Origin of the sequence: Plantactinospora sp. WMMC1484 (assembly GCF_049315195.1) — a bacterium.
Classification (GTDB): Bacteria; Actinomycetota; Actinomycetes; order Mycobacteriales; family Micromonosporaceae; genus Plantactinospora.
Window position 1 is genome coordinate 2,439,519 of sequence record NZ_CP186055.1, and the last position, 24,299, is coordinate 2,463,817.

The 24,299-nt window shown below is 67.1% G+C and carries 27 protein-coding genes and 3 pseudogenes; 16 read left to right on the forward strand and 14 right to left on the reverse strand.

Features of this window, described 5'->3' with window-relative positions:
- Positions 1–22 precede the first annotated feature (22 nt).
- The 4 genes from ACN28C_RS10785 to ACN28C_RS10800 all read right to left on the reverse strand — a co-directional run bounded on the left by ACN28C_RS10785 (position 23) and on the right by ACN28C_RS10800 (position 3,232).
- Positions 23–658, reverse strand: coding sequence for a GyrI-like domain-containing protein (locus ACN28C_RS10785; protein ID WP_422773358.1), 636 nt, complete (start codon positions 656–658; stop codon positions 23–25).
- A 115-nt stretch (positions 659–773) separates the two neighbouring features.
- Positions 774–1,034: a DUF3817 domain-containing protein gene (locus ACN28C_RS10790; RefSeq protein ID WP_422773359.1), complete on the reverse strand. Its 261-nt coding sequence runs from the start codon at positions 1,032–1,034 to the stop codon at positions 774–776.
- A gap of 2 nt (positions 1,035–1,036) precedes the next feature.
- Complete coding sequence (locus ACN28C_RS10795) at positions 1,037–1,501, reverse strand: hypothetical protein (protein WP_422773360.1); 465 nt, start codon at positions 1,499–1,501, stop codon at positions 1,037–1,039.
- Between the two features lie 711 nt (positions 1,502–2,212).
- The gene (locus ACN28C_RS10800; protein WP_422773361.1) at positions 2,213–3,232 is read right to left on the reverse strand and encodes an alcohol dehydrogenase catalytic domain-containing protein; all 1,020 of its coding nucleotides are present in this window, start codon (positions 3,230–3,232) and stop codon (positions 2,213–2,215) included.
- 161 nt (positions 3,233–3,393) lie between these two features.
- Here ACN28C_RS10800 and ACN28C_RS10805 point away from each other — a divergent pair, with 161 nt between their 5' ends.
- The 14 genes and pseudogenes from ACN28C_RS10805 (at position 3,394) to ACN28C_RS10870 (ending at position 15,356) form a co-directional block, all read left to right on the forward strand.
- Positions 3,394–4,281 (forward strand): helix-turn-helix transcriptional regulator, encoded by an 888-nt coding sequence (locus ACN28C_RS10805; protein ID WP_422773362.1) that lies wholly within the window; start codon positions 3,394–3,396, stop codon positions 4,279–4,281.
- A 174-nt stretch (positions 4,282–4,455) separates the two neighbouring features.
- Complete coding sequence (locus ACN28C_RS10810) at positions 4,456–4,995, forward strand: EXPERA domain-containing protein (protein WP_422773363.1); 540 nt, start codon at positions 4,456–4,458, stop codon at positions 4,993–4,995.
- Complete coding sequence (locus ACN28C_RS10815) at positions 4,992–5,426, forward strand: hypothetical protein (RefSeq protein WP_422773364.1); 435 nt, start codon at positions 4,992–4,994, stop codon at positions 5,424–5,426. Before ACN28C_RS10810 ends, ACN28C_RS10815 begins: the two co-directional genes overlap by 4 nt.
- Positions 5,383–6,759 (forward strand): cytochrome P450, encoded by a 1,377-nt coding sequence (locus ACN28C_RS10820; protein ID WP_422773365.1) that lies wholly within the window; start codon positions 5,383–5,385, stop codon positions 6,757–6,759. The genes ACN28C_RS10815 and ACN28C_RS10820 overlap by 44 nt, the downstream gene beginning before the upstream one ends.
- Positions 6,760–6,870: 111 nt before the next feature.
- Positions 6,871–7,032 carry a hypothetical protein gene (locus tag ACN28C_RS10825; protein WP_422773366.1) on the forward strand — a complete coding sequence of 54 codons (162 nt, stop codon included), beginning with the start codon at positions 6,871–6,873 and terminating at the stop codon, positions 7,030–7,032.
- On the forward strand, positions 7,016–7,534 hold the full coding sequence (locus tag ACN28C_RS10830) for a DUF6879 family protein (protein ID WP_422773367.1): 519 nt from the start codon (positions 7,016–7,018) through the stop codon (positions 7,532–7,534). Before ACN28C_RS10825 ends, ACN28C_RS10830 begins: the two co-directional genes overlap by 17 nt.
- Positions 7,515–8,370: pseudogene (locus ACN28C_RS10835) on the forward strand (helix-turn-helix domain-containing protein). The gene ACN28C_RS10830 and the pseudogene ACN28C_RS10835 overlap by 20 nt, the downstream one beginning before the upstream one ends.
- Positions 8,371–8,538: 168 nt before the next feature.
- A pseudogene (locus ACN28C_RS10840) lies at positions 8,539–8,740 on the forward strand (DUF397 domain-containing protein).
- Between the two features lie 720 nt (positions 8,741–9,460).
- Positions 9,461–10,573 carry a radical SAM protein gene (locus ACN28C_RS10845; RefSeq protein ID WP_422773368.1) on the forward strand — a complete coding sequence of 371 codons (1,113 nt, stop codon included), beginning with the start codon at positions 9,461–9,463 and terminating at the stop codon, positions 10,571–10,573.
- Positions 10,574–10,592: 19 nt separating this feature from the next.
- Positions 10,593–11,465, forward strand: a complete 873-nt coding sequence (locus ACN28C_RS10850) for a glycosyltransferase (RefSeq protein WP_422773369.1) — start codon at positions 10,593–10,595, stop codon at positions 11,463–11,465.
- 42 nt (positions 11,466–11,507) lie between these two features.
- Positions 11,508–12,686, forward strand: a complete 1,179-nt coding sequence (locus tag ACN28C_RS10855) for a radical SAM protein (protein ID WP_422773370.1) — start codon at positions 11,508–11,510, stop codon at positions 12,684–12,686.
- Positions 12,683–14,011, forward strand: a complete 1,329-nt coding sequence (locus ACN28C_RS10860) for a glycosyltransferase (protein ID WP_422773371.1) — start codon at positions 12,683–12,685, stop codon at positions 14,009–14,011. Before ACN28C_RS10855 ends, ACN28C_RS10860 begins: the two co-directional genes overlap by 4 nt.
- Before the next feature lie 104 nt (positions 14,012–14,115).
- Positions 14,116–14,631 (forward strand): hypothetical protein, encoded by a 516-nt coding sequence (locus ACN28C_RS10865; protein WP_422773372.1) that lies wholly within the window; start codon positions 14,116–14,118, stop codon positions 14,629–14,631.
- Positions 14,632–14,645: 14 nt separating this feature from the next.
- Positions 14,646–15,356, forward strand: a complete 711-nt coding sequence (locus ACN28C_RS10870) for a hypothetical protein (protein WP_422773373.1) — start codon at positions 14,646–14,648, stop codon at positions 15,354–15,356.
- Positions 15,357–15,365: 9 nt separating this feature from the next.
- Here the strand turns inward: ACN28C_RS10870 and ACN28C_RS10875 are convergent, their stop codons facing one another.
- From ACN28C_RS10875 to ACN28C_RS10920, 10 genes are all read right to left on the reverse strand, one after another.
- Positions 15,366–16,289 carry an NAD-dependent epimerase/dehydratase family protein gene (locus ACN28C_RS10875; RefSeq protein WP_422773374.1) on the reverse strand — a complete coding sequence of 308 codons (924 nt, stop codon included), beginning with the start codon at positions 16,287–16,289 and terminating at the stop codon, positions 15,366–15,368.
- On the reverse strand, positions 16,286–16,606 hold the full coding sequence (locus tag ACN28C_RS10880) for a helix-turn-helix domain-containing protein (protein ID WP_422773375.1): 321 nt from the start codon (positions 16,604–16,606) through the stop codon (positions 16,286–16,288). Before ACN28C_RS10880 ends, ACN28C_RS10875 begins: the two co-directional genes overlap by 4 nt.
- Positions 16,607–16,615: 9 nt before the next feature.
- The gene (locus ACN28C_RS10885) at positions 16,616–16,975 is read right to left on the reverse strand and encodes a hypothetical protein (protein ID WP_422773376.1); all 360 of its coding nucleotides are present in this window, start codon (positions 16,973–16,975) and stop codon (positions 16,616–16,618) included.
- A gap of 9 nt (positions 16,976–16,984) precedes the next feature.
- Positions 16,985–17,620 (reverse strand): GNAT family N-acetyltransferase, encoded by a 636-nt coding sequence (locus ACN28C_RS10890; protein WP_422773377.1) that lies wholly within the window; start codon positions 17,618–17,620, stop codon positions 16,985–16,987.
- 569 nt (positions 17,621–18,189) lie between these two features.
- The gene (locus tag ACN28C_RS10895) at positions 18,190–18,378 is read right to left on the reverse strand and encodes a hypothetical protein (protein WP_422773378.1); all 189 of its coding nucleotides are present in this window, start codon (positions 18,376–18,378) and stop codon (positions 18,190–18,192) included.
- The gene (locus ACN28C_RS10900; protein WP_422773379.1) at positions 18,371–18,904 is read right to left on the reverse strand and encodes an NUDIX hydrolase; all 534 of its coding nucleotides are present in this window, start codon (positions 18,902–18,904) and stop codon (positions 18,371–18,373) included. Before ACN28C_RS10900 ends, ACN28C_RS10895 begins: the two co-directional genes overlap by 8 nt.
- A gap of 214 nt (positions 18,905–19,118) precedes the next feature.
- Positions 19,119–19,793 carry a GNAT family N-acetyltransferase gene (locus tag ACN28C_RS10905; RefSeq protein WP_422773380.1) on the reverse strand — a complete coding sequence of 225 codons (675 nt, stop codon included), beginning with the start codon at positions 19,791–19,793 and terminating at the stop codon, positions 19,119–19,121.
- A gap of 4 nt (positions 19,794–19,797) precedes the next feature.
- Positions 19,798–21,291 carry an APC family permease gene (locus ACN28C_RS10910; RefSeq protein ID WP_422774613.1) on the reverse strand — a complete coding sequence of 498 codons (1,494 nt, stop codon included), beginning with the start codon at positions 21,289–21,291 and terminating at the stop codon, positions 19,798–19,800.
- A 77-nt stretch (positions 21,292–21,368) separates the two neighbouring features.
- Positions 21,369–21,995, reverse strand: coding sequence for a GOLPH3/VPS74 family protein (locus ACN28C_RS10915; RefSeq protein WP_422773381.1), 627 nt, complete (start codon positions 21,993–21,995; stop codon positions 21,369–21,371).
- Between the two features lie 93 nt (positions 21,996–22,088).
- A complete protein-coding gene (locus tag ACN28C_RS10920; RefSeq protein WP_422773382.1) occupies positions 22,089–22,556 on the reverse strand; it encodes a hypothetical protein in 468 nt (155 codons plus the stop codon).
- Positions 22,557–22,957: 401 nt separating this feature from the next.
- On the opposite strand from ACN28C_RS10920, the pseudogene ACN28C_RS10925 reads away from it, so the two are divergent.
- Positions 22,958–23,832 (forward strand): annotated as a pseudogene (locus tag ACN28C_RS10925) (helix-turn-helix domain-containing protein).
- A complete protein-coding gene (locus ACN28C_RS10930; RefSeq protein ID WP_422773383.1) occupies positions 23,829–24,035 on the forward strand; it encodes a DUF397 domain-containing protein in 207 nt (68 codons plus the stop codon). The pseudogene ACN28C_RS10925 and the gene ACN28C_RS10930 overlap by 4 nt, the downstream one beginning before the upstream one ends.
- The last annotated feature ends 264 nt before the right edge of the window (positions 24,036–24,299 follow it).

Below are 24,299 nucleotides of genomic sequence, written 5' to 3' on the forward strand. Positions count from 1 at the left end.
GAGAACTACACGCGTAGGGGTGCTACCCGGCGGGTGCCGCCTCGACGGTCACCGGCTGTCGGAGGATGGTGCGCTGCCTGGCGGGAGCGACCCTGCGGAAATCGCTGAGATAGATCTCGTGATGGGTGCCGGCCATCCGAAACCCGTGCTCGGGGATGACCTCGTGATGCAGTTGCGCGAGCACGCCCGCCTCGTCGTCGAAGGAGCCGACGTGCAGCGTCTGCACGCACCGCCCCTCGGACAGCGTCTCCAGACGGACGTCGACCAGACGCGCCGGCTGGCTCCTGGCCCCGGCCTGCTCGACAGCGGTGACGAACATGGCGCGGTCGATCCAGTCCGGGACCATGAGCATCAGCGTCCAGTCCCACCGCGACTTGTCCCGCGCCGAGGTGAAGGAGGCCATCTCCTCGGCCCACCACAGGCCCTCCAGCGGCGGGACGACATAGTCGCGCCCGAGGTCGCGCTTGCTGGCGAACTTCAGTTTGTACGCCACCGGGTAGAGCGCCTCGACCGCCCTGCCGAAGGCGGGCGAGGTGTTGGGGTCACCGTGGCCGTCGATCATGAGATATCGCATGTCGGGCACGTCCACGACCCGGAACCGGCCCCGCTGTGCCTGGTAGGCGTCGAGGGTCTTCTTGAAGTCAATCTTGGTCGTCATCGGGCACCTGGGGTCGGGCGGCGAGCACTGCCTCTCCGCCTCGGAAGCTCGGTGAGTACGGGATCACCTTACGCGCGGCCGGTGCACGGGGGAGCCTGGGCCAGGGTCGAAGCGATCACCAGCCCTTTTCCGGACGGGCGAGTTGCCGCAGGACGAGCAGGCCGCCGATGCCCGGGACCACGGCCGTGGCCCGGGTGCGGCGGACCCGGCTCAACCGGACGGTGAGGACGATGACGAACAGGTAGGCGCAGCCGTGGATCGGTCCGATCGCCGAGGAGACCTGCGGCCAGTGCACCGTGGCGAGGTTCGTCAGCAGGATGGCCAGGGTCGCGAGTTCCGCCCCTGCCGCAAGGCGCAGTGCCAGTAACGGATCCACGCCTACACCCCGGTGGTGGAGCCGGGTCGGACGATCATCAGTACGGTGACCACGGCCCACAGGATGTTGAACATCCCGGTGTACATGGCCAGCCGTGCCGGCCCCCGCGTATCGACGTCCGGGCCCGCCGCCACGGGGCCGAGGATGCGGGCCTGGCGCGGCAGGACGAGCAGCACGAGTACGCCCGCGGCGGCCGTGGTCAACGCGATCGAGGTGATCAGCCACGCGTCGCCGAGCACGCCGAGACTGCTGGCGGTGGCGAGCCCGAACACGGGCACCACGATCCCGACGGCGGCGTAGACGCGGCAGATCCGGTGCAGGGAGTGCAGCACGGCCAGGTCCCGGTCGGTGCCGGACTCGGCCAGGGCGCGGCGCGCCATCCGGGGAAACATGCTGGCGGCGACGGTCACCGGCCCGATCGCCACGATGGCGGCGAGCACGTGGACCGAGAGCAGAAACTTGGTCATCGGCGCTCTCAGCAGCTCACGGTGTGTGCGGGTCGGGCGGTGCGCCGCCCGGCGGTGCCTCGGCGTTCGCGGCCGGACAACCGCTGTGTGCCGGGGGTGACACGTGGGCTCAGCTGCGCGAGCAATCGGATCAGTCCTTCTTCGTCGGCGGTGAGGCCGACACTATTCAGCCGGTACGAGGCCGGGAAGCGGCTGGATTGCCGCACTCCAACGGTTTCTCGCCAACGTGCTCCGACCCCGGTCTGCTCCAACCCCGGTCGACCGCATTGCCGACCGGATCGGGTTCGCTGTGCGGGTCGGGACCTTCCCGGCCGGGCCCCTACGGCCAACCGACAGCCAGCGTCGTCGTCCACCGGGACGAACGGTGTGGCCGCGACCGTCGCCGGGGTCAGCATCACGAACTCGTCCGGGATACGCCACATCATCGGGAAGCGGTGCGCGTTCAGCAGCGCCTCCACGGTGGCGGTCCGGGAGGTGCGGGAGGCGGCGGGCTTCGGTCTCCGGCGAGATGCCGCGTTCGCCGCGCTCCTGGCCGACCGACGCGATGAAATGGAGGTCGTCATCGGCGAACGGGTGGTCGTTCTCGGCGAGTTCGGCGGTACGGCGGTACGGCGGCGCAGGGTCCACACTGGAATGTGCGGCAGTCGGTGGCGGCGATGCCGTCGACGAGCCGCCAAACGGATCGTCGACGAGCCACCAAACGGATGAGGGTCAGAAGGTGACGAGAACCTTGAGAGCTTCGCGGTTGTCCATGGCGCGGTAAGCGGCGGGCACCTCGTCGAGCGGGGCCGTGCGGTCGAAGACCCTGCCGGGGTCGACGGTGCCGTCGAGGATGCCGGGCAACAGATCGTCGATGTAGGCGCGTACGGGAGCCGGGCCGCCGTTGAGGGTGATATTGCGGCCGAAGAGGCTGCCGAAGCCGACCGGTGCCTCCTCGTACTGCGGAACGCCGACCCGGCTGATGACGCCGCCGGCTCGGACGATGCCGACGGCCTGGTCGTAGGCGGGTCGGTGCCCGACGGCTTCCAGGACCTTCGGCGCTCCGCCGTCGGTGAGGTCGCACACGAGTGCGATGCCCTCCTCGCCACGTTCGGCGACGACGTCGGTCGCGCCGAACTCGCGGCCGAGGTCCGTACGCATCTTGTGGCGGCCCATCAGGATGATGCGTTCGGCACCCAACCGCGTGGCCGACAGCACGGCGAGCAGCCCGACCGCGCCGTCACCGACGACAGCCACGGTGTCGCCGGCGCCGACGTTGGCGCGCTTGGCGGCGTGGTAGCCGGTGCCGTAGACGTCGGCCAGCGTCAGCAGCGAGGGCAGCAGCTCGGAGTCGGCGCCGACGGGCAGCGTGACGAGGGTGCCGTCGGCGAGCGGGACGCGGACCAGCTCGGCCTGCGCGGCGCTGAAGAACCCGCCGTGTACGCAGGCGGTCTGCACACCGGCGCGGCAGAACTCGCAGGTGTTGTCCTGGTACGAGAAGGAGGCCACGACCAGGTCGCCGACCCGCACGATGGTGACGTCGGCGCCGGTCTGCTCGACGACGCCGAGGAACTCGTGGCCCATCTGCTGGCCCTGCTCGCGGGCGGGCAGGTTGCGGTAGGGGTGCAGGTCGCTGCCGCAGACACAGGCCCGCACGACGCGCACGACCGCGTCGGTCGGCTGCTGGATGGTGGGGTCGGCGATGGTTTCGACGCGGACGTCACCGGCGCCGTACATCAGGGTGGCACGCATGCTGAGTGTCTCCAGACTCGGGGAAGGGGCGCGCTGACCAGCCGGATCGGCCGAGCTTACGCCATCCATGGAAGCCGCTGCCGGGCCCCGGTGGGAGGGGTTGCCGAAACAGGTAATGACAGACCCCCTCTGCCCGGGGACCGGGGCGTAGCGTGGCGGTCGTGGACCTCCAGGACGACGTACGCGAGTTCCTGGGCTCACGGCGCGCCCGGATCACCCCCGAGCAGGCCGGGCTGCCCTCCTTCGGCGGCATCCGCCGCGTCGCCGGGCTACGCCGCGCCGAGGTCGCGATGCTCGCCGGGGTCAGCCCCGACTACTACACCCGCCTGGAACGCGGCAACCTGTCGGGCGCCTCCGACGGCGTCCTGGACGCCATCGCCCGTGCCCTGCAGCTCGACGAGGCCGAACGCTCTCATCTGTACGACCTGGCCCGCGCCGCCAATACCAGCCCGCGAGCTCGCCGCCGGCCGGCCAGGCAACGGATCCGACCCGGGGTGCAGAGCCTGCTCGACGCGATGACCGACGCCGCCGCCTTCGTGCGCAACGGTCGCCTGGACATCCTCGCGGCGAACCAGCTCGGCCGGGCGCTCTACGCCCCGGCTTTCGACACCCCGGATCGGCCGGTCAACCTTGCCCGTTTCTGCTTCCTCGACCCGCGCGCCCAGGACTTCTACGCCAACTGGGACGAGGCGGCCGACACCACCGTCGCGGTGCTGCGCACCGAAGCCGGACGCGATCCGTACGACAGGGCCCTGACCAACCTGGTCGGAGAGCTCGCCACCCGCAGCGACGACTTCCGCACGCGCTGGGCAATGCACAACGTGCGCCTGCACCAGACCGGTGCCAAACGCTTCCAGCACCCGGTCATCGGCCGCCTCGACCTTGCCTTCGAAGCCATGCCGCTCTCCGCCGACCCCGGGTTGACCCTCACCGCCTACAGCGCCCCACTGGGCACCCCGGCGCACGACACCCTCCGCCTGCTCGCCAGCTGGGCGGCGACCACTGTGGACGCCGCCACCACCACCGGACAAGTGGAGTCGCCGGGCTGATGGAAACGCCGAGCGGCTGCCGTACTAGGATCATGGAAGTCTGTTGATCCATTCCGTTGCCGCGATCCGCCACAGGACATGGATCGGCACGTAGGCGGGTGCGGGTACGTCGGTGTGGTCGCGGGCCGTCGCGGCACGGGTCACCGATGAGCAAAGTGATCGAGAAGGGTGGCCGTGGCCGATCAGACCACAGCGGTGCCGTTGCGCATGCGACCCATCGACCAGCTCTTCGTCGCATTCTTCGTGGTCAACGCGGTTGTCGTCACCTACACCGTCGATGTGGAGCAGGTGGTCATCGACAACCCGGCGCAGTTCGCCTATCCGCTCTGGCCACCGCCGCCCGTGGTCGACCTCGTCCACTGGTACGGACGTTCCTTCGACCCGCTGCTCATGGCGCGGCCGGCGTTCTGGCGCATGACCATCTGGATCGACATCCTGCTCTTCGGCCCCTTCTACCTGGCCGCCATTTACGCCTTTGTTCGGTCGCGCGCCTGGATCCGAACGCCGGCGCTCGTCTGGTCCGGCATGATGGCCGCCAACGTATCGATCATCTTGATGGAGGAGCGGTACGGTGTCACCGCCAGCCCGCACTTCGGTGTCGTGGCCGGGGCCTACCTGCCGTGGCTGCTGGCGGCGGTCGCGATAATCCTGCGGATGCGGCGAGCCGACGTGTTTCCCCGGCGGCGCGTGGCGCAGGAGGAAGAGCCCCGATGATCGATGTCGACGTGTTGCGCGAGACGCTGCCCGGATCGTGGCGGGTGCTGGCCACGACGTTCCCGATGTGGTTGTCCGGACGGAGGAAGGAGCCGGTCTTCACATATGCGCTGCTGCGCGGCTCGCCGCTCGTCCTGAGTGATGAGGTCAGCTATCGGACCAGATCGGGTGCCACCCGGCGGATCGTCGGGGTGGACCGCCTCGACGCCGCGTCGGGCGTGTTCACGTGGCGTGGCAGGGGTGCGCTCGGCGTTCTGTCGAGCAGGTGGCGGATAACGCATCTGAGTGACGACCGGGAGCTGATCGTGCTCGCCTTCGAGCGTTCCCTGGTCACCCCGGCAGGCATGGATGTGATCGGCCGCGGGACGGGGCGCAGGCCGGACGCCCGTGACCGGGTGCCGGCGGGCGAGGCGTTGCAGTGGCTCCCCTGACGCGGAGGTAGATGATCTTATGAGGGACGATCAATCGCCGCCGCCGCCCGTCGTGCCCGGGCTACCGCTGCTCGGCAACGCGCTGCGGATGATGGGGGACGTCCAGGGGTTCCTCGTGGACACGCATCGCAGGATGGGTCCGGTGTTCCGGGTCCGCGCGTTGAATCAGGCATTCGTCATCATGGCCGGGGAACGCGCCAACCAGTTCCTGCTCAAGCAAGGCGATGAGGTTCTCACCAGCGAGGAGGCCTTCGGCGGGCTCAACCGGGAGTTCAACATGCGCGTACACGTGCTGCGTGACCGTCCGCACCGCCACCTGCGCAAGCAACTCGCCGCCGGCCTGTCCCGGGACCTGCTGGCCGCACGCTGGGACGACGTCATCGCCATCACCGAGCGGACCTTCCAGAGGTGGGAGGGCGTAGCCGCCCTGCCGGTGGTTGACCGGTTTCAGCGGCTGGCCGCGGAGCAGCTGTCGATCGCGTTCACCGGTGCCAGCTCGGCGGCCCGGTTCGAGCAGTTGCGATGGGCGTTCGAACTGGTACTCGACGTCACGATCGCCGGAAAGTGGCCGCCGTCGGTGCTGCGGTGGCCGGTCTATCGTCGGGCCCGCGCCGAGATCCTCGCCTTCGCCCGGGACTCGTTGGAGCAGCGCGCGAAACAACCCGTCGGCGGACCGGCCGACCTGCTGGACAAGGCGCTCGCCGCAGTGGACGAGAACGGCCGGCCGTACCCGCCGGAGGTGCGCGCGGGCATGGCGTTGCAGGGCTACTTCGCTGGTATCAACACGGTCGCCTACCTCTACAGTTTCATGCTCTACGCGCTGCTGCGGCACCCCGATGTGCTGGCGCGCGTGACCGCCGAGACGGACGGCGCCGGACCGTTCACCTTCGACCGGCTGCGCGACATGCCGGCGCTGCGCGGGCTGGTGCTCGAGACACTGCGCATGTATCCACCGGCGCCGGGCTCCGCCCGTACGGCGACGAAAGCCTTTGATTTTGAGGGTTACCGGATCGAGAAGGGGCGCCGGGTGCTCGTGGCGACGTCGGTGCCGCACCACCTACCGGAGCACTTTCCCTCGCCCGAGCGCTTCGACATCGACCGCGACTTCGCGGCGGCGCGCAAGGCATCGGTGTACGCGCCGTTCTCGGTGGGCAGCCACACCTGCCTTGGCGCCGGCATGACCGAGGTGCTCGCGGTCGTGACGATGGCGACGCTGGTCCGCAGCCTTACCGCCACGCTACCGCGCCCCGATCAACCTCTGAAGATCACCGCGACGCCGGGCCCCAATCCCGGCAAACGCTTCAAGGTCGCGGTGAACGTCCGGAGGGCTTAGTGGTCCAGGTTGTAAATCCGTCGGGAGGCGCGGCGACTCCTGAAACATCATGGATAGCAGCGGGTGCCGAGGCAGGTCGCAGCAGTTGAGTGAATGAGGAAGGTCGCGTCGGTGTACCGCACCGACCGGGAGAGCTGGGTGGTGCAGGGTTGGGTGGTGTCGGATCCGGCGGTGTTGGCGCAGATGAGCATCCCGGAGGGTGAGTCCTGCGTGGAGATCCCGGACCGGATGCTCCGGGTCTTCAGGCAGGGGGATCGTGACCTCGATCAGTGAGGACGAGTTCGAGCGGCTGCTGGTGAGCTTCGAGGGCGATGCCATCCACTTGGAGACGCGCGACGCCTACGGCACTGCGGTGGAGTTGCCGCACATGGCCAAGTGGACTGCGGGTGAACCGGATGACCTGGCGTGGTTGGACGGCTGGTGCGAGAGCCTGCGCGAGCACGTCAAGGCAGGCCGGTCAGTGCGCCGGGCGCGTATCGTCTCTGAGCCGCTGAGCGACTATCAGCGCTGGTCGTACAGCATCGCGGCGCCCATGGTTGACGCTGGCGAGGACATCCGGTGGGTGCCGCGTCGGCTGGTGTCGTCGCTGGGGTTGCCGGGCAACGATTACTACCTGCTCGACGACCGGTTGGCGGTTTTCCTGATCTACGCGGGCAACGGCCTGGCCGTGGATAGGGTGGCGTCCACCGACCCGGCTGACCTGCGGTTGTACCGGTCGGCGTTCGAGGCTGTTTGGCAGTTGGCTGTCCCGCACCGTGACTACCAACCCGTCTAGCGCTGCCCGGCAGGGCCAGGAGGCGCTCGGCGTCCGTCTCCGTGAGCTGAGTAAGGAAGCAGGGCTCACGGGGCGGGCGCTGGCGGCCTTGACCGGCCAGCACTTCATGCGGGTCAGCAAGATCGAGCATTGGCGTGCAGCCGCCGACCGACAACGACATCCGGGCCTGGTGCCGGGTGTGCAACGCCGAAGACCAGATTCCGGATCTGATCGCCACGCTGCGGGCGGTGGAGTCGGCGTACCTGGAGTTCCGGCGGCAGAGCCGGGCGGGCATGAAGCGTATGCTCGGCGCGCACACCGTTGCCCTGTACGAGCAGACGTCGGTGTTCCGGATCTACGAGCAGAACGCCATCCCCGGGCTGTTCCAGACCGCCGACTACACGGCGGCGATGCTGTCGTTCTGGATCGACTTCCTGGAGACACCGAACGACCTGGACGAGGCCGTGGCGGTGCGGATGGAGCGTCAGCGGGTGCTCTACCAGCGGGGCAAGCGATTCGTGGTGGTGCTGGAGGAACAGGCGCTGCGCACCTGGTTCGGGGACGCCGCCACCCAAGCCGGGCAGCTGGACCGGCTGCTCGCGGTGATGTCCCTGCCAAACGTCTCGGTGGGCATCATCCCCCTGATGACCGAACGCCCGGCGGTCGCGTCCACTGGCTTCTGGATCTTTGACAACCTGCTGGTCGCGCTGGAGACGCCGACTGCGAGCCTCGAGGTCACCCGGCCACACGAGATCGAGCTGTACGCCCGGATGTTCGATTGGCTACAGGTGTCGGCTGTGTACGGGCCGGAGGCGCGGGCGCTGATCGGGCGCACAATCGATCAACTCGGCCAGTAGCGTCGCAACACTTCGCAACATCATGGACGCCGTTGACGGCCCGCTCATACCGGCTGACGGGGTACGTGCTCGATGGCAAGGGCCGGGCCAAGGAGCGTCGGGAGATATTTGTGCAGCGGAAGGGGCTGCGGTTGCTACCAGGTAGATCCTGCCCGACTACACCAGGAGATGACCATGCACGCCGAGAAGTTCACCAACTGGCGCAAGTCCAGCCGCTCCGGCGGCGGCGACAACTGCGTCGAGGTCGCCTTCGCACCCGACGGCACTGTGGGCATGCGGGACTCGAAGGACCGGACCGGTGCTGGAGTTCACGCCAAACGAGTGGGCGACGTTCACCGGCGGGGTGCGCGACGGCGAGTTCGACGCGTAGCCCTGACCGCAGACGGTCGCAGCCCGGGGCATCGAGCCTGGGGTCATAGCGACATACTTCTATGTCAATGCGAACTTCGCCTCAACCTGTGGTCGTCGACCAGTCACGTTGCGACTTCGCCGTTCTGTAGTGTGCCCCCGGCTAGAGACGAACCTGCACGGCTTGACCGTGCCGTTGCTTGGGTTGAGCTGGGGCAATGTGCAGGTTGACCTTGCATTCGAGCTGCCGATGCGGTTGCAGGCTGGCGGTTCCGAACGGGGTTTCGTGTGCTGACGGCCGACCCCGTTGCTGGTGCTCACACCATGCCTCACCGCTCGGCTAGGGCGCCCGCACTGCAGCCCTCACCGGCGAATCATCGAGGTTAGTGCACGACCCGAACTGCGCATACAGTAGCACCGCGTCAACCAGCCAGGGCGCCGGCCGACTCCTCGGCTGCGCCGAGACACAACCCGCGAAGGGCATCTGGCGCTACTTGAAGTGGCGGCGGAAGATGCCCGGTCCGCCGCGAGCTGAACCCGGAGATTGACGTCCGCTGAGACGGGGCAGCGGTTCGGCAGGCTGACCAGGCAAGGGGCTCAGCGGCTTTTCGTACAACTACCGACCAGCCATTGAACCTGGCCAACGTCCGAGGCGACGATGGGTGTTGGGACGACTCCGGCGCGTGAGACCGCTGGCCGTCCTGCCTCGTGGTCGGATCTCGCGAAGGTCAGGTGCAAGCCGATGAATGCGCAGGTCGAACCGCCCGCTCTCGCTCAGTTCGTCCTCAAGCCGACGGTCTACTGCTATCACCGCTGCCCGTACTGCGATCTTCGGCAGGACTACTACCAGGGCATGGTCGCGGAAAAGAAGCAAGCGCTGCGGCTGCTGCCCAACAACGGGTCGACCCGCATCCCGAATCCGGGACACATGCCGCTGGACCTGGCGCTGCGCAGCATCGATGAGGCGGCGGGGCTGGGCATGAAGGAGTTCCAACTGTCCGGCGGCGACCCGCTGCTGTATCCCCATCTGGTCGAGGTCATCCAGGCGGCGAAGCGGCACCCGGGGGTGTTCGTGTTCATGAACTCGGTAGGCACCGGTGTGACGGTCGAGAAGGCACGGGAGATCATTGACGCCGGACTCGGGGCGTGGAACTTTTCGGTGGACACCCTGGACCCGGCGAAGTACGCCAAGCTTCGAGGGGTCCGCAACGCCCTACCGACGATCATGAAGGCGATCGACACGGTTCGGCGGGCGGGGGCCGACTTCCCGGAGTTCCGGATGAACTACATGACCGTGATCACCCGCGACAACTTCCGGGACATCCCGGAGCTAGTGGCGCACTGTGTGGACACGGGCATCGCCTCGATCTACCTGATGAATGTCTACGGCGACACCACGGGGACGTCGCTGCTCACCGAACCGGAGATCCGCGAGTTCCGGAACGAGACGGTACCGGCGATCCTGGCGATTTTGCAGGAGAGGAAGACCGCCGAGATCGTCCAGGCGAACGCAGTGCAGGTGTTGGCCACGTTCTTCTCCCGGGAGAACCCCGACTCCAACTACGCGCAGGGCATCTACTGGCCGGACATGGCCTCCGTGCGCAAAGCCTGCACAGTGCCGAACTACTACGCGCTGGCCGAGCCGGACGGTCGGGTGCTGCCGTGCTGCCTGGTGGAGATCTCACACGAGGGCGAGGTCGGCAACATCACGGACCGGCCGCTGAGCGACGTGTGGACCGGCCAGGAGTTCGAGCGGTTTCGCCGTGACCGAATCTCGTTCTGCCAGCAGTGTTCGGCGCCTCGGCACATGACCTTGGGGCTGGTTCCGTCGATGTGTAGGCAGTTCCGTGGCTGATTCCGCTCTGCTGGCCTCGGTGGTCGTCGCGGTCAGCGGGGATGGCCGGGTCCGACGGCTGCTCGACTCCCTCACCCATCAGACGATCCCGCCAGATGCGTACGAGGTCTGGATTGTGGAGAACGGCAGCGCTGTCCTGGCGGATGTAGACGGGTTGGGCGGGGTGGTGCGGTATCTGCATCTGCCCGTGGCGAACATGGCGGCGGCGCGCAACGTCGGGCTAGCCGCCGCCCGGGGTCGGTTTCTGCTCATGACCGATGCGGATTGTGTGGCCCGTCCTGACTGGATCGAGAAGATGACCACGGGGCTCGCTGACGGTCGGTTCGGGGCAGTCGGTGGCGCTATCGAGAAGTACGAGCCGCGGACGTGGACTCAGCGGCATGCGATCACCGTGGTCGACGGGCAGACCTCGTTGAACTATCTTCCCGCTCTACACCTGCCATACGTCGCTGGGGCGAACTCCGGCTTCGTCACCGAGTACCTGCGCCGGGCGGGTGGCTTCGATGAGGAACTGCGGTCGGGCAACGACGTGGACGCCTGCTACAAACTCGGTCTCGCCGGGCATCCGATCGGGCTGGTACCCGATGCGGTGATCTTGCATGAGGACCGGTCCGGGCTGGCCGCTCACTTCCGCCGGTTCCGGGGCTACGCCGTCTATCAGGTGTTGCTGTTCGCCAAGTACAGGCGGGTGTCGGGCAGACGGTTCGTGTTCGACACATACCCATGGCGGCGCGCTGGGCGGGCGCTGACGGCCGTTCCCCGGGCGCTGCGGGCGTTGGCCAGGGGCGATGGCGGGCCGGCGTCGCGGGCCGCCCTGCAACTCGTGGAAGCGGCCGGCGTGCTCGTCGGCGAGCTGCACGGCGCTATCCGGTTCCGCCAGCTCTACCTATGACACCTGACCAACGACACGGCTCACTCGGAGGAGGAGACGGCGATGACTACGACCCCCTTGCCGCCCGTCTGGTCAACACAGCGGCAACCGACCCGGCGCGGCGTCCTGTGGTTGGGTTTGCGCTGCGACGTGCGGTGCAAGTTCTGCTACGACGAACTCGTGTCCAGCCGGGAGAAGGCGTGGATGCCAGTCGGTGAGGCCACCGCCGCGCTGGACAAGTTCCACCACTTCTACGGCAACGAGTTCGTGGACTTCATGGGCGGCGAACCGACCCTGCACCCGCAGGCTTTGGACATCGTGGCGCATGCTGCTCGGATCGGGCTGCGTCCGACGGTCATCACCCACGGGATGCACCTGGCCGCCCTGGACCGCGCCCGCGCCTACGTTGAGGCGGGTATCCACGACTTCCTCGTGTCGATCCACGGTATCGGTGACACGGTGGCCGAGATCCACGGCCGGGGCCGGGACAACTTCGCCCGGCAGATGGCCGCGTTGGACAACCTGAACACCCTCGGTGTGCCGTTCCGGTTCAACGTGACCATGATTCGGGACAACCTCACCGAGCTGGAGGCCATCGCTGACCTCGCCGGGGAGAAGGGTGCCCGAGTGGTCAACTTCCTCACCTTCAACCCGTACTTCGAATGGACCGCGCAGCCGGAGATCGAGTTCCAGGCGCGACACTCGGACATCGCCCCCTACCTGGCCAGGGCGATCGACCGGTGCACCGCCCACGGCGTCGAGGCGAACGTACGGTACATGCCGCCGTGCCAGCTCCCCGGCCGCGAGGCGCACGTTTACACCGGCTACCAGCTCCCTTATGACCCGCACGAGTGGGACTACAACTCCTGGTACGACGCGGGCCATGAGGGACCGCCGTCGCCGCAGTGGTACGGCGAGGCGTCCCAGCGTCAGCAGCAGCGTCACCATTACGTGCACGTGCCCGCCTGTGACGGGTGCGCGTTTTCGCCAGTGTGCGACGGTTTCCAAGCCCAGTACGTCGCCCGGTGGGGCGGAGACGAGGCCGTTCCCTACGCCGGAACACCGATCACGGATCCGACCCACTTCATCCAAGAGCAGCGCAAGCTCAGCTACCAGCCGGCCAACCCGGCCCGCGACAGCACAGCGGAGCCGGCCGCAGCGGAGACACACGCTGGCACACACCTCCCGGTCGGCGATGACGGGCGCGCCGGAGTCAAGCGTGTTCGGGCCACGGCCCCATGACCGTGTCGGCACTCGCCGTTTCCGGGCTGCTCGGCGCTGTCCTGGTACGGCAACTGTTCGTCCTGTCCGGCGTTATCCATTCCTGCCGCTTCACCGCCGCCGGCATCCCTCCGGCCTCCGCACACTCGACCCCGGGGCCGATCTTCTTCGTCGTGGTTCCGGTGCTGCGTGAGGCAGGCATCATCGCCGATGCCGCCGCTCACCTGAACGCATTGGCGCGTGGACATGCCGCGCAGCTCATCGTGATCACCACCGCACGGGAGGCCGTCGAGGCGTTGCAGCACGACAGCGAGGACACGGTGAAGGTCGTCGAGCAACTCGCCGCTGAGCACAAGCTGATCCACCTTCACTGCGACGACCCGGACGGGCTGAAGGGTGACCAGCTCAACTTCGCCGCGGCCCAATGCGCGTCTCTGCTGCCGCCCGGGGTGTCGCCCTCGGAGGCGTTCCTTACGTGCTACGACGCGGACTCCCGCCCACCGAACGATTCCCTCGACCAGTTCACCCGAGCCATAGCGGCCTTACCCGAGGCCAGCGTCTTCCACCAGTCCTCCCGCTTCGAGGTCCGCACCCGGCCACCGGTGCGCGGTGTGCTGTCCTGGCTGGCGTGGGCCGTCGGTGAAGGCGGCGCCCTGCGCGCTAACCGGTTCGTCGCCGGATTCGAGATACCTCGGCTGCGTAACCGGTCCGCCGCAGCCGGCCCACTTAAACGGTGGCTGTGCTCGTACGTATACGCCCACGTCACCACCCACGGTCTGTGCATACGACTGTCCCTGCTGCTTGACCTGCCGTTCCCCGCGTGCTCGCCGTTGGAGGACATGCGCTACAGCTTCTATCTCGGGTCACGGAACGTGCCCATGGTCGCCGTGCCCAGCCTCGACCAGGCTGAGGTTCCGGACACGCCCGCACGGCAGGTGGAACAAGCCTCGCGGTGGTTCTTCGGCCCCGCCCGTGCCTGGCGGTACCTGCATGATCCATCAACCCAACCGGGGTGGCGGGCACGGTTGCAGACGGCCTCGGCCTGGGGGTCGGCGTTGGAATGGCTCGGCTGCGCCGTCGTGCCGCCGGCAACAGTGGGCCTGCTGCTCCTCGGGCCCGTCGCCCTGCGTATCGCGGCCGGCGTGCTCACCGCTGTCTACCTGCTCCAACTGGTGGCGATTGATCGCGTCTTCGGCGTGCCCGCCTCGGCGCGTCGGCGGCTGCTCCGGCTGCTGGCATGTCCGGTGGCGACCATCCTGTTCGGCGTTGGCGGCTTCGTCGGCGCTATCCGTCTGTTGAGAGGAGGGTCCGGCGTCGGCAAGACCGAACGCCGGCAGATCGCATGACTGATACCCGCCTGTGGGTAGCTGTGGAAGGACCGTGCTGCGCCGGGAAGACCACCCTGGCCCGTCGGCTGCTGTCGGAGCTGCGTGGCCCGGGAGCCACATATGTGGAGTGCTTCGCCGATCACGTCGGCGGTGGCCGGTTCCTGCCCCCGGCAGTGCCACAGTCCCTCGCCGAGGACGACGCTGGGCTGCGTCGGCTGTTGGCTATCGAGTCCGACCGCACCAGGTACGCCCGCTCGAACCCGACCGCGGTCGTCGTGCTCGACCGCAGCGTGCACACACTACTGGCGCACCGCTACGCCCTTGACCGGGTGACTGGCCTCGGCTGCTACGAACACGCCAGCCGAATGATGGCGGGAGCGGACATCCCAACCTGGCCGGATCTCGTACTATACCTAGACGTGCCACAGGACGTCGTTCTTGATCGCAATAAAGGAAAATTCGCCGACGACAGCATCTTCATCAACCCAACGTTCAACTCCGGTATCCGAGGCTACTATCGCCGGCTAGTAGATCAAGGAAGCCCGGTTGTTTGGATCGATGCCGCACAGAATGTTCAGCAAACTCTCGAACGCGCCACGTCATATGTCACGAGACTCTTGCAGGGCCAGCACGCCTAAAGGGAGGACAGTCGGTGAGGCAAGTGCCGTTGGGAGGCCGGGTCATCTTTGTGGACTGGCATGGAGTGCTGTCCCGTGACCCGTTCTGGATGTCTATCCGTGACAGCGCCACACATCCGCTCCGCGCCCAGCTAGAAGCGAACCTCGCCAACGTATTCTCGCGCGAGACTGGCACCGCGAATGAGTGGATGAAAGGGCTGCTGTCGTCGGAGCAGATCATCGAAGCCATGGATATCCGCTTGGATCGCCGGTTCCGCGACGATTTCCTCAGCAGGCGCCTCTACGTCGACTGCGCGCGGATGAGGGTTAACGTTGAACTGTTCGACGTGCTACGCACCATGAAGGCCATGGCCCTGGTCGTAATCGCCACCGACAACATGGACTGCTTCGTTGACACCTTCGACAAGGCCCGCAACCGCCGCACACGCCCGCCATCACCACAGTCGGAAACCCTCGCCGAATGGGCCTTCACCTGTGACGACATTATCTGCTCAAGCAACGTGGCAGCCCTGAAGAGTGAAGATCCGGTTGGCTTCTTCGGACCATGGCTCGCGCAGACCGGCCTAAACTTCACCGACGCTATCCTCGTTGATGACCGCGCCGACAACTGCGCGGCTTTCCGTGAGCGCGGCGGCGCCACTTTGCAATGGAAGATGGGGGCGCAGCCCGTCAGCGAAGCAGCCGACAGACTGCGGCGATGGTTAAACGTTATGACGCTCGCATAATCAACCAGGTCACCGGTGTTGCTGCGACTCGATCTGCCGAGCAACTCCGTCGCGCAACGGGGTCCAGTTCAACGGGCCACACATCCGTAACAGTTTTCTGTTATCGCCCCATGTATGTGCCGCGCCGATCGCCTCAACGCTCGTAGTCTGATCGGCCGAGATGCGCAAGGATCGGCCTGTCAACTCTCCCACGAGATCGACCAATTCCAGCACCGACCTGCTCGCACCAGTGCAGACATTGAGCACATCTGAACATTCAACGTGCAGAAGGTGCATCAGGCAGGTGACCACATCGTCAATGAACGTAAAGTCACGTCGCTGTGTCCCATCGCCATGCACTGTGAACACATCGCCGGTGAGGGCGCAGTCGATCAAACGGGACAACAGCAAGTCCTCGCGCTGACCCGGCCCGTACACCGAGAACAGCCGGGCTGTCACCAAGGTCTTGCCGCAGCCTGCGAGACGGACCTCGGCGACGCGCTCGGCGGCAAGCTTCGACCCCCCGTACGGCGATGCCGGCGCGACGGCGGACTCCTCCGACCACGGCAGCAACCGCCCCCCGTACACGCTGGAGGATGATGCCAACACCATCACGCGGGGCCGCTCTGCCATCGCGACATGCCGGCACAGCCGATCGGTGGCCTCAACGTTGTCTCGCAGGTAGGGGCCGGGGTCGTGCCAGGAAGCGCGGACGTTGCCCCGCCCCGCTAGGTGAACGACGGCGTCCACGTCGGCCAGCAACTCATCCAGATCCACGTTCAGCAGGTCGTCTCCAATGAGCCGCAGTCGGGCGCCTCCAACGTCCGCGACGTCGGGCCACCGCAGGCGGCCAGGCTGCCGATCGAGTGCGGTGACCGCATGCCCGTCCTGGATCAGCCGTTCGGTAGTCGCACGGCCTATGAATCCGCCGGCCCCGGTGACTAGGACTCTCACCGGTCCACCTCTCCAACGTCGCGCGGCTGGCGAGACGACCGGCGGCCGTCCTGGCGCAGCCGTTCACGTTCAACTTCCGGCCACAGCCGCGTGAGCGCACCTCCAGTCTTTAGGACCTGGTCACAGCGCTGGGCAAGATCCTCCGGCGGCCACCGCTGCGCTTTCTCCACCTTGGCTACCGCCTCCTGGCTATAGAGCACCACAAGGGCAAGGGCCCGCTGTGTCAGGCCCCGCCTTGTCCGCCAGCTACGCAGCTCGGCACCGAACCGGGCCTGCGCCGATGCCTCCGGCGTCAACCCTCGTGCTCTCCTACCCACCGCAAAGTCTCAACGGACTGCACGGCGGGAACCATCGGCTGCGAAGCGGGCCTCCCTGTCGTGTCGAAAATCCATCGACACAGGTGGATGAAATGGTAGCGGCGTTGCTGCAAAGTCGAGGACAGCGGGACCGATGGTGTCGGCGAGCCGCTTGAGCCTGTCGGAGGTACGCGCTTCCTTGGCTGGGGCGGTGGCCGGGATCCGTGTGGTCTGGACAGGGGAAACATCGAGCATTGGAGATGCGTCCTTGGTGCGGACGGCTGCGGTGAGGAGTAGTACCACGATGAGCGGCATCAGGGCGTAGCCGCTACCGGGGCGGCGGATACGGCGGAAGGCCGGTGGCGTGATGGCGTTGCCGAGTGGCGTCATGGGAACCCGTCACCCCGGGTTTCTGGGGAGTGCCTCGACAGCGCAGGGCTGGCGCCACATCGGCCAGAATGTTGGGCCGCCGTGCGGTAGACGGATCGGTGCCTGGCGCATGAGCCGGTAGCCGTGACGTGCGAACAGGTCCCGGTTGCCGGTGCTTGTTGCCACGAGATATGCGGGGATGCCTGCGGCGTCGAAGGTGGCGTGCCGGTGGCGTAGCAAGGCGGTGCCCAAGCCGGTGCATTGGCGGTCGGGTGCGACGGCAAGGTACCCGAGGCGGTGGTGTCGGATGCTGGGAGTGTGGGCGGCGAGTGCGGCTTCGGCTAGGCGGATGCGCTCGGCGGCCGGGGTGTGGGCGTGAGCGTGGCTGAGGAAGGCGACCAGATTGGGCGGCGTGCTGGTATCCGGATACCAAATGCCGACGGCGCTGTGGGCATCGACGGTGTAGACCGCGCCGCTGCGGTTGTCGAGGACGTAGTCGATCAGGCCGGCACACAGTTCGGCGTAGACGGCGCGCCGCGACTCCTCGTCTGGGATGAACCATTCGGCGTCCGGAGTATCGACTAGCGCGTTGACCAGGGTGCTGGTGAGGGCTGGTGCGTCGTGGAGGGTGGCGTGCCGCACGCTGACGTGCATGGTGGTACGCATGGGAGGTGCCGCTCCTTTCGGTTCGGTCCAGGGCACGGTGGCCGGGAGTTTGGTGAGGGCAGCGGGTTCGTCGGGCGGGTCGCAGTGGGGTGGCCCACGGATGAACTGCCGCCACCCGGAGCAACTGGGTGCTCGGTTGGGGGCATGGCGGTGACGGGACGTGATGCGGCCGGTTGGCTTGGGTGTTGACACCGAGGTCGGTCGTAGGGCCGTGAGGCGCTGAGGAACTCATCTGCGTTCATTTGGCGCCTTGTTGTGTAGTGGTCGGGTTGTCGCCGCGCTGGAGCCCGGCGAGTTGGATGAGTGCACGCTGGAGCCGTTCGACGGCGAGATTGATGACGACGCGGGCCGTAGCCATCCAATCCGGGCTCGCGGCCTCCCCGCAGCTTGCATGGGCGGCTTGGCGAACAGGTGGTCGGTGAGGAGCAGGGGCACCGTGCGGATGTAGCGGCAGGCAGCGGCAGCGGGATCGCTGTCCCACGGGGGACGACGGTCGACACCTGTCGCATCCATCGCAAGTGGTCGCCTGTCGGATCGGACCTGGCGCCACATCTTGGGAACTCGGTTGACTAGGATCGGCCGAGTTCGCTTTTCAGGTGGATCAGGACGGCCGAGATCAAGAGCAGGGCCAGGCCGACGGTGAGTAACCGCGAGAGACGCAACCGGAACAGCAACCACGTGATGCCCGATGTGCCACTCCTAACGAGCGCTGCGATCAGCAGCAGCAAGCCGATGGCCAGGGCGACCAGCTCATCCATGGTCGTGCCCCGTTGACCTGTGGCCGGAGGGCAGGGATAAGGCGCTCAACTGCGGGAGGATGATGGGCAGTGACCGTTTGACGAAGCTGGTGATTCGCATGTTCGGCTTCCCGGCCAGGTGCTGCGGACTGAAGTGCGCGATCCGCTCGACCTCATGTCTCTCGACCTGCACCGGTCCGTCATAGCAGCCGAGGAAGGCGCCAACCATCTCGCGGTCCGGCTCCGAGTAGAACTTGCCGACGTACTTGAGAGGCACCTCGATGCCGAGTTCCTCCTTCAGTTCCCGTCTTGCGCCCGCCTCGTACGTCTCGCCGCTGGCCAGGTGGCCTGCCGCCGCTCCCGACCAGTAGAGCGGGTACGTGTTCTTTTTGGCAGAGCGCTGTTGTAGAAGGAATTCGCCGTTACTGTTTACTAACATCACGAATGCGACGCGGCATATCAGCCTTCCTCCCGCAACCTCTTCCCTTGTGGCTCGGCCGACTATCTCGTCCCGCTCGTTGACAATGTCCCGCATTACCGCCTCCACGATGGTTGGACCTTGAAGCGAGACCGCGAGGTTACGAACGCGGCCCGGCCTCGGAGCACTTGGGGATCGTTCGTCTTGCGGGCGGTGCCGCCGTCGCTTGTGCGGGACGGCGCCACACCGGTGCCGGGGTAGGTGGTACTCGGACGGGTGTCCGCTGGTCCCGTCGGCGGTGGGTAGCTGTCGGGCTTCGGTTCATGCGGTGACGGCCTCGGCCTTACGCGGGGCCGCCCTCGCCATAGGTCCCGGACTCCGGTTGTGAGACGGCTGCCTCGGCAGGGGCCAGGGAACGGGTCGATGACGGTGTGGGGGCGTAGCGCATGGGCCAGATGGGCGGGCCGCCGCGTGGCAGGTAGAAGGGGCCGGTCGTGTGGTAGCCGTGCCGTAGGTACAGGTCGCGGTTGCGCTCGTTACTTGCTTCCAGATAGGCCGGCTGGGAACCGAGCCGGGCGTGGTGATGGCGCAGCAGGGCGCTGCCGATTCCGGCGGACTGCCGCTGCGGGGCTACGGCGAGGAACGCCAGGTAATGGTGCGGCCAGGTGGGATGGTGTTTGGCGAAGGTGTCTTCGAGCATGAAGAACCTGAACCGCCATGTTCCTGCCGCTTCGGCGAGGCGTTTGTGGTAGTTGACCGGTTCGGCTGTGTGCGCCGGGGGATACCAGAGTGCTGCGCCGGACAGGTCGGCGGTCGTGTAGACCAGCCCGTTGTGGAGGGCGTGTTCCGTCCAGATGGCGAAGTAGCCGAGGTAGACCTGCCGGCGAATGGCCTCGTTGGGGACGAGCCAGTCGGCGACCGGACCGGTCAGGAACGCATCGGTGAGGAGCTGCACGAGCTGTTCCGCGTCGGTCTCGGTAGCGCGGCGGATCTTTGCTTGCGGGGCCGTGGCGGTCATCGAGTTATTTCCTCCCGGCGTCAGCGCGGGTTGGTCCGGCGAGAGCGGCATCGACGCGGTGGGCCGTGGGCGTGACGCTGTTGGCGCCGAGGCCGATCGCCTCGTACACGTTCGGCTTCGTCACTCGTAGGAACACCGCCCAGCCGATGCCGGCCAGGGCGGCAACCGCGTAGGCGGCGGGGAACATCCACATCAACGAGCTGTTCGGGGTAACGCCGAGGAGGGTCGCGAACTCGGCGAGGGTTACCCAGAGCACGACGGCCAGCAGGATCGCGGCCATGCCGGGCGCGACCAGGCGCTTCCACGCGCTCTCATCGTGGGGATGGCGGGCGAAGTAGCCGACCACGGCGGCTGAGGTGCCCGTCATGAGGATCAGCACGCCCAGGCCGCCGGTGACCGTGACCCAGAAGAACAGGTGGACGATCGGGTCCGCGCCTGCGGCGGCGTAGCCGATGAGCACGGCGAGGGCGAGCCCTGTTTGGGCGATCGAGCCGGCGGCGGGTGCGCCGGTGCGGCGGCTGGTCCGTCCCATCCATTCGGGCAGGACGCCTTCGCGGCCGAGTGCGAACGAGTAGCGGGCGACCGTGTTGTGGAACGCCAGCAACGCGGCGAACAGACTGGTGATGAAGAGGATGTGCATGATGTCGACGACGGTGTGGCCGAGGTGGGGCAGGACCAGGTTGAAGATGAGTTCGGTGCCGTCCGCCGTGGCCGCGTCCACGATCCGGTCCGGGCCGGTGGCGACCGACATGGACCAGGACGACAGCCCGTAGAGGAGGCCGGTTGTCGCGACGGCGATGTAGGTAGCGCGGGCGATCGTCCGCTTCGGGTCGCGGGTCTCCTCGGAGAACACGACGGTTGCCTCGAAGCCGACGAACCCGGTGATGGCGGTGACGAGCGCGGCGCCGATCCCCGCGGCGAACAGGTGCGACGGGGACAGGGTGGCCAGGCTGAGGCCGTCGTCGGCGGGGTGGCTCAGCATCACGGCGTCCGCGATCACCGCGACGAGGATTTCGGCGCTCAGCATGACCGCGAGGACCCGGCCGTTGAGGTCGACCCGGAGCACGCCGAGGATGGCGACGATCGTCCAGGCGGCGAGAGCGTACGCCCACCACGAGATGCCCCAGCCCACCCGGGGGTTGATGAAGCTCGCCGTCACGGCGCCGAAGCCGCCATAGAGGCCGATCTGCATCGCGTTGTAGGCCACCAGAGCGACCAGCGCACCGGCGACACCGGCGGGTTTGCCGAGGCCGTGGGTGATGTAGGTGTAGAACGCACCGGCGTTGAGGATGTGTCGGGACATGGCCACGTAGCCAACGGCGAACAGGGCGAGGATCACCGCGACCGTCAGGTACGCGACGGGGATACCGGTGACGCCGGTGATGGCGAATCCGGTTGTGGCGCCACCCGCGACGACCGTGAGGGGCGCGGCGGCGGCCACGACGAAGAACACCACGGACGGGACGCCGAGGCGGTTGCGGGCCAGGGCGCTGGTCACGGGGCTGACACGGGCAGGTTGGGAACTGGTCACGGCAACTCCGGGGAAAGGGGGTTGTTGGAGGGGCGGGGGGATCTTCAGGTGCGATGAGCGAGCACGGCGTCGCCGATCGCGGCTTGGGTGTGCGCGAGCAGTTCTCTCATCGGGGGCCACAAGCCGGCCGCGATGTGACGGAGGTACTCGGGAGCGCGCGGAGGTGCGCCTTCCAGAACGAACTTGTCCAAGCCGGTCGCGAGCGTGAGCCCGGCCAGGCACGCCGAGTCGTAGTCGAACGGTTGCTGCTGCCGTAGCCGCATCGACAGCGACAACCACGGCCAAGCCGCCTTGTTCATGTCCGCGGGGACATAGATCGTTTGGGCCGGGCGGAATAGCCGCCGCGATGTCACCGGCTGGAGATGGCCGGCCCGCAACAGCCGCTCGGCCACCTGCCGGCGGGCGTCGTGTGAGAGGAACGTCAGCCAGTTCCGTACGGTGTGTCGCTCCGGCTCCATGACCAGGGTGTCGAGCACCGTGTGGGAAACAGCGTCGGTCGGTGGGGTGCGGTCCACGACGACCAGCACGCCATCGCGGACCTCAACCCGCTTGTCGGAGACCAGCTCTCCGAGCAACGCGGCGGCCAAGCCGATCTCGACCGCGCGGGCGTGCAGCCGCAGCCTTCCTGTTACGTCGTGATGGGCCAACCGGAAGAAGTCATCAGCGAGCACAACCCACGCCCTTTCACATGGCGGTCAAGCGAATACGCGACGTCTGTCCTGCCCACCGCCACGCCTTCCTGGCAGCGACAGCGAGCAGGGGTCTCAGACTCGCCAGACGAACGCCAAGTCCTCTGGCACAGCGCCGATCCCGACGGAAACCAACGTTCGTGCGAAGAGTTCGCCCCATGCTGGCTCGGGAACACCTTCAGCGGGTGTGAGGCTGCGCCGTTTGAGTGCCTCGTAGGTCAACCGCTCAGCGGTAGCCGCGTCGACCAGGTTCATCCGGCATCCGCACGCCGACCGGTAGCTGCGCCGACTGTCGGCGGATTCGAGCGGGCACAGCGGCAGGCCGCAGCCGTTGCAGACCAGCAACCCCCACAGGGGGTAGGGGTGTTCCGGCATATTCGTGCCCCGCGCCATCGCCGCGAGGATCTTCATGGCGTGCAGCCGCGACCGGCATGCCGATCGGTCACATCCACAGCCCTGTGGCGTCGCCGGATGCGCTCTATAAACGTCGGCAGCCAGGTTGAGCATGCGCGAGCCGTTCAGACTCGACACGAGAACGCTCATCACGTCCACCCCTCTCCGGCCGCTGCCCGAGTCTCGCCGCGTCGTTCGGGCACGGCCACAAACCCGGGTAGCGTGCGTTGCGCTTATGGCGTCCAAATCGCCTCCTCCGCACCTCGGAATGCCGGGTATCCGCCGCGAACCTGTCGCCGCGTGACCCACCCCAAGCCATAGACACATCGCTTGTGGTGCTTCCACGATCACGGTTCGTCGGCACCCTGGGAACACCGGTCTATGAGGAAAGTTGTGGGGAGACTTGCCGGTCGCCGATCGCCTGGCCTGGGCTTTGTGTGGGAGGCAAGATCGGAAACAGTGCTGTTTGGCGAAACCAGGGGTTACGATCTCGCCGCCGAGATCCACGCAGGACGGATCACGGGCTTTCGCGTCTCGTTCCGGAGGTGCCGGTGATCAGTCCCTACGTGCGTCGTCGCCGACTCGCCGCCGAACTCATTCAGCTACGTGAGGAGCACGACTACTCTGCCGAGCGGCTCTGCAAAGAGGCGAAGATCGCCAAGCAGAAGCTAAGCCGTATCGAGAACGCAAGAGTCCGACCGGACCAGGACGAGATTATGCGGGTCCTCGACCACTTCCGAGTGGACGAGCAGCGGTGGGAAAGGATCATGACCATCGCTCGCGAGTCCCAGGAAAACGGTTGGTGGGAGAAGTTCCGCGTCGAGATGGGGCCACGGCAGGCGCTCTATGCGGACCTGGAAGCGGGCGCGGAGCACATCGCGGAATATCACATCACGTTGCTGCCAGGCTTATTGCAGATCCCGGCGTACACCGAGGTTCGCGCGGTAGCCGATCGTGCCGCCTATCCCCGCAGGTTCACAGTTGAGCGAGCCTTGGAGGCGCGAACTGCCCGGCAACGGGTCCTTGACCGGCCCGGCGGACCCAAGTATGAAGTGATTATCGATGAACCGCTATCCGTCGGTACGCGGCGCCGCCGGAGATTGTCCGCGCGCAGCTCGATCATTTGATCAACGTCGGTCACGAGAAGAAGAAGATCGCTATTCAGGTGTTACGGCTGGACGCACGGATTGCTGACAACGCGGTACCCCGGTCGGCATTCTTCAGCTACCGCTACCCGGACCCGAACGATCCGGTGGTTGTCGCGGTCGACACCATCACCAGTGACCTCGTCCTCACCGACCCGGACGAGGTTGCCAACTATGCCGCCTTGTACGAGCGGTTGCGGTCCGCGGCGCTCAGCCCCGCCGACAGTCTCGACTTCCTCGCCAGCGTGGCCGAGGAGTTGCCCGACTACACCAGGAGATGACCATGCACGCCGAAAAGTTCACCAACTGGCGCAAGTCCAGCCGCTCCGGCGGCGGTGACAACTGCGTCGAGGTCGGCTTCGCAGCCGACGGCACCGTGGGCATGCGGGACTCGAAGGACCGGACCGGACCGGTGCTGACGTTCACGCCGGACGAGTGGACGGCGTTCACCGGCGGGGTCCGCGACGGCGAGTTCGACGCGTAGCCCTGAGCTGCTGCCTCGTCGGCGCGCCCGGTCCTCGGGCGCGCCGCAGACCGCCCCGGCTGACGCGAGTATCACGGCTTGTAAACGCTAGTTCACGCTGCCATGCTGGGCGGCGGGTGCCCACTACCCGCCCGCCCGCCAACCCCGCACGCCGTAGAGGGGAACAGGATGGCGCCCCTCGTCGCCGTGAGTTGCCGCCCAGCGGCCTGCTGCGCGCGGCTCGCCTTCGTCTGCTGCCGCCGACTGGGTCAGGGTTGCCGATGT

What these genes read in the sequence shown, in the direction of transcription:
- ACN28C_RS10800 (WP_422773361.1), bottom strand. Translation starts at nt 3,232, where the DNA reads ATGCGTGCCACCCTGATGTACGGCGCCGGTGACGTCCGCGTCGAAACC.
- ACN28C_RS10930 (WP_422773383.1), top strand. Translation starts at nt 23,829, where the DNA reads ATGACCATGCACGCCGAAAAGTTCACCAACTGGCGCAAGTCCAGCCGC.
- ACN28C_RS10795 (WP_422773360.1), bottom strand. Translation starts at nt 1,501, where the DNA reads ATGACCAAGTTTCTGCTCTCGGTCCACGTGCTCGCCGCCATCGTGGCG.
- ACN28C_RS10895 (WP_422773378.1), bottom strand. Translation starts at nt 18,378, where the DNA reads ATGGATGAGCTGGTCGCCCTGGCCATCGGCTTGCTGCTGCTGATCGCA.
- ACN28C_RS10890 (WP_422773377.1), bottom strand. Translation starts at nt 17,620, where the DNA reads ATGCGTACCACCATGCACGTCAGCGTGCGGCACGCCACCCTCCACGAC.
- ACN28C_RS10860 (WP_422773371.1), top strand. Translation starts at nt 12,683, where the DNA reads ATGACCGTGTCGGCACTCGCCGTTTCCGGGCTGCTCGGCGCTGTCCTG.
- ACN28C_RS10845 (WP_422773368.1), top strand. Translation starts at nt 9,461, where the DNA reads ATGAATGCGCAGGTCGAACCGCCCGCTCTCGCTCAGTTCGTCCTCAAG.
- ACN28C_RS10885 (WP_422773376.1), bottom strand. Translation starts at nt 16,975, where the DNA reads ATGACGCCACTCGGCAACGCCATCACGCCACCGGCCTTCCGCCGTATC.
- ACN28C_RS10905 (WP_422773380.1), bottom strand. Translation starts at nt 19,793, where the DNA reads ATGACCGCCACGGCCCCGCAAGCAAAGATCCGCCGCGCTACCGAGACC.
- ACN28C_RS10855 (WP_422773370.1), top strand. Translation starts at nt 11,508, where the DNA reads ATGACTACGACCCCCTTGCCGCCCGTCTGGTCAACACAGCGGCAACCG.
- ACN28C_RS10815 (WP_422773364.1), top strand. Translation starts at nt 4,992, where the DNA reads ATGATCGATGTCGACGTGTTGCGCGAGACGCTGCCCGGATCGTGGCGG.
- ACN28C_RS10920 (WP_422773382.1), bottom strand. Translation starts at nt 22,556, where the DNA reads ATGAGCGTTCTCGTGTCGAGTCTGAACGGCTCGCGCATGCTCAACCTG.
- ACN28C_RS10785 (WP_422773358.1), bottom strand. Translation starts at nt 658, where the DNA reads ATGACGACCAAGATTGACTTCAAGAAGACCCTCGACGCCTACCAGGCA.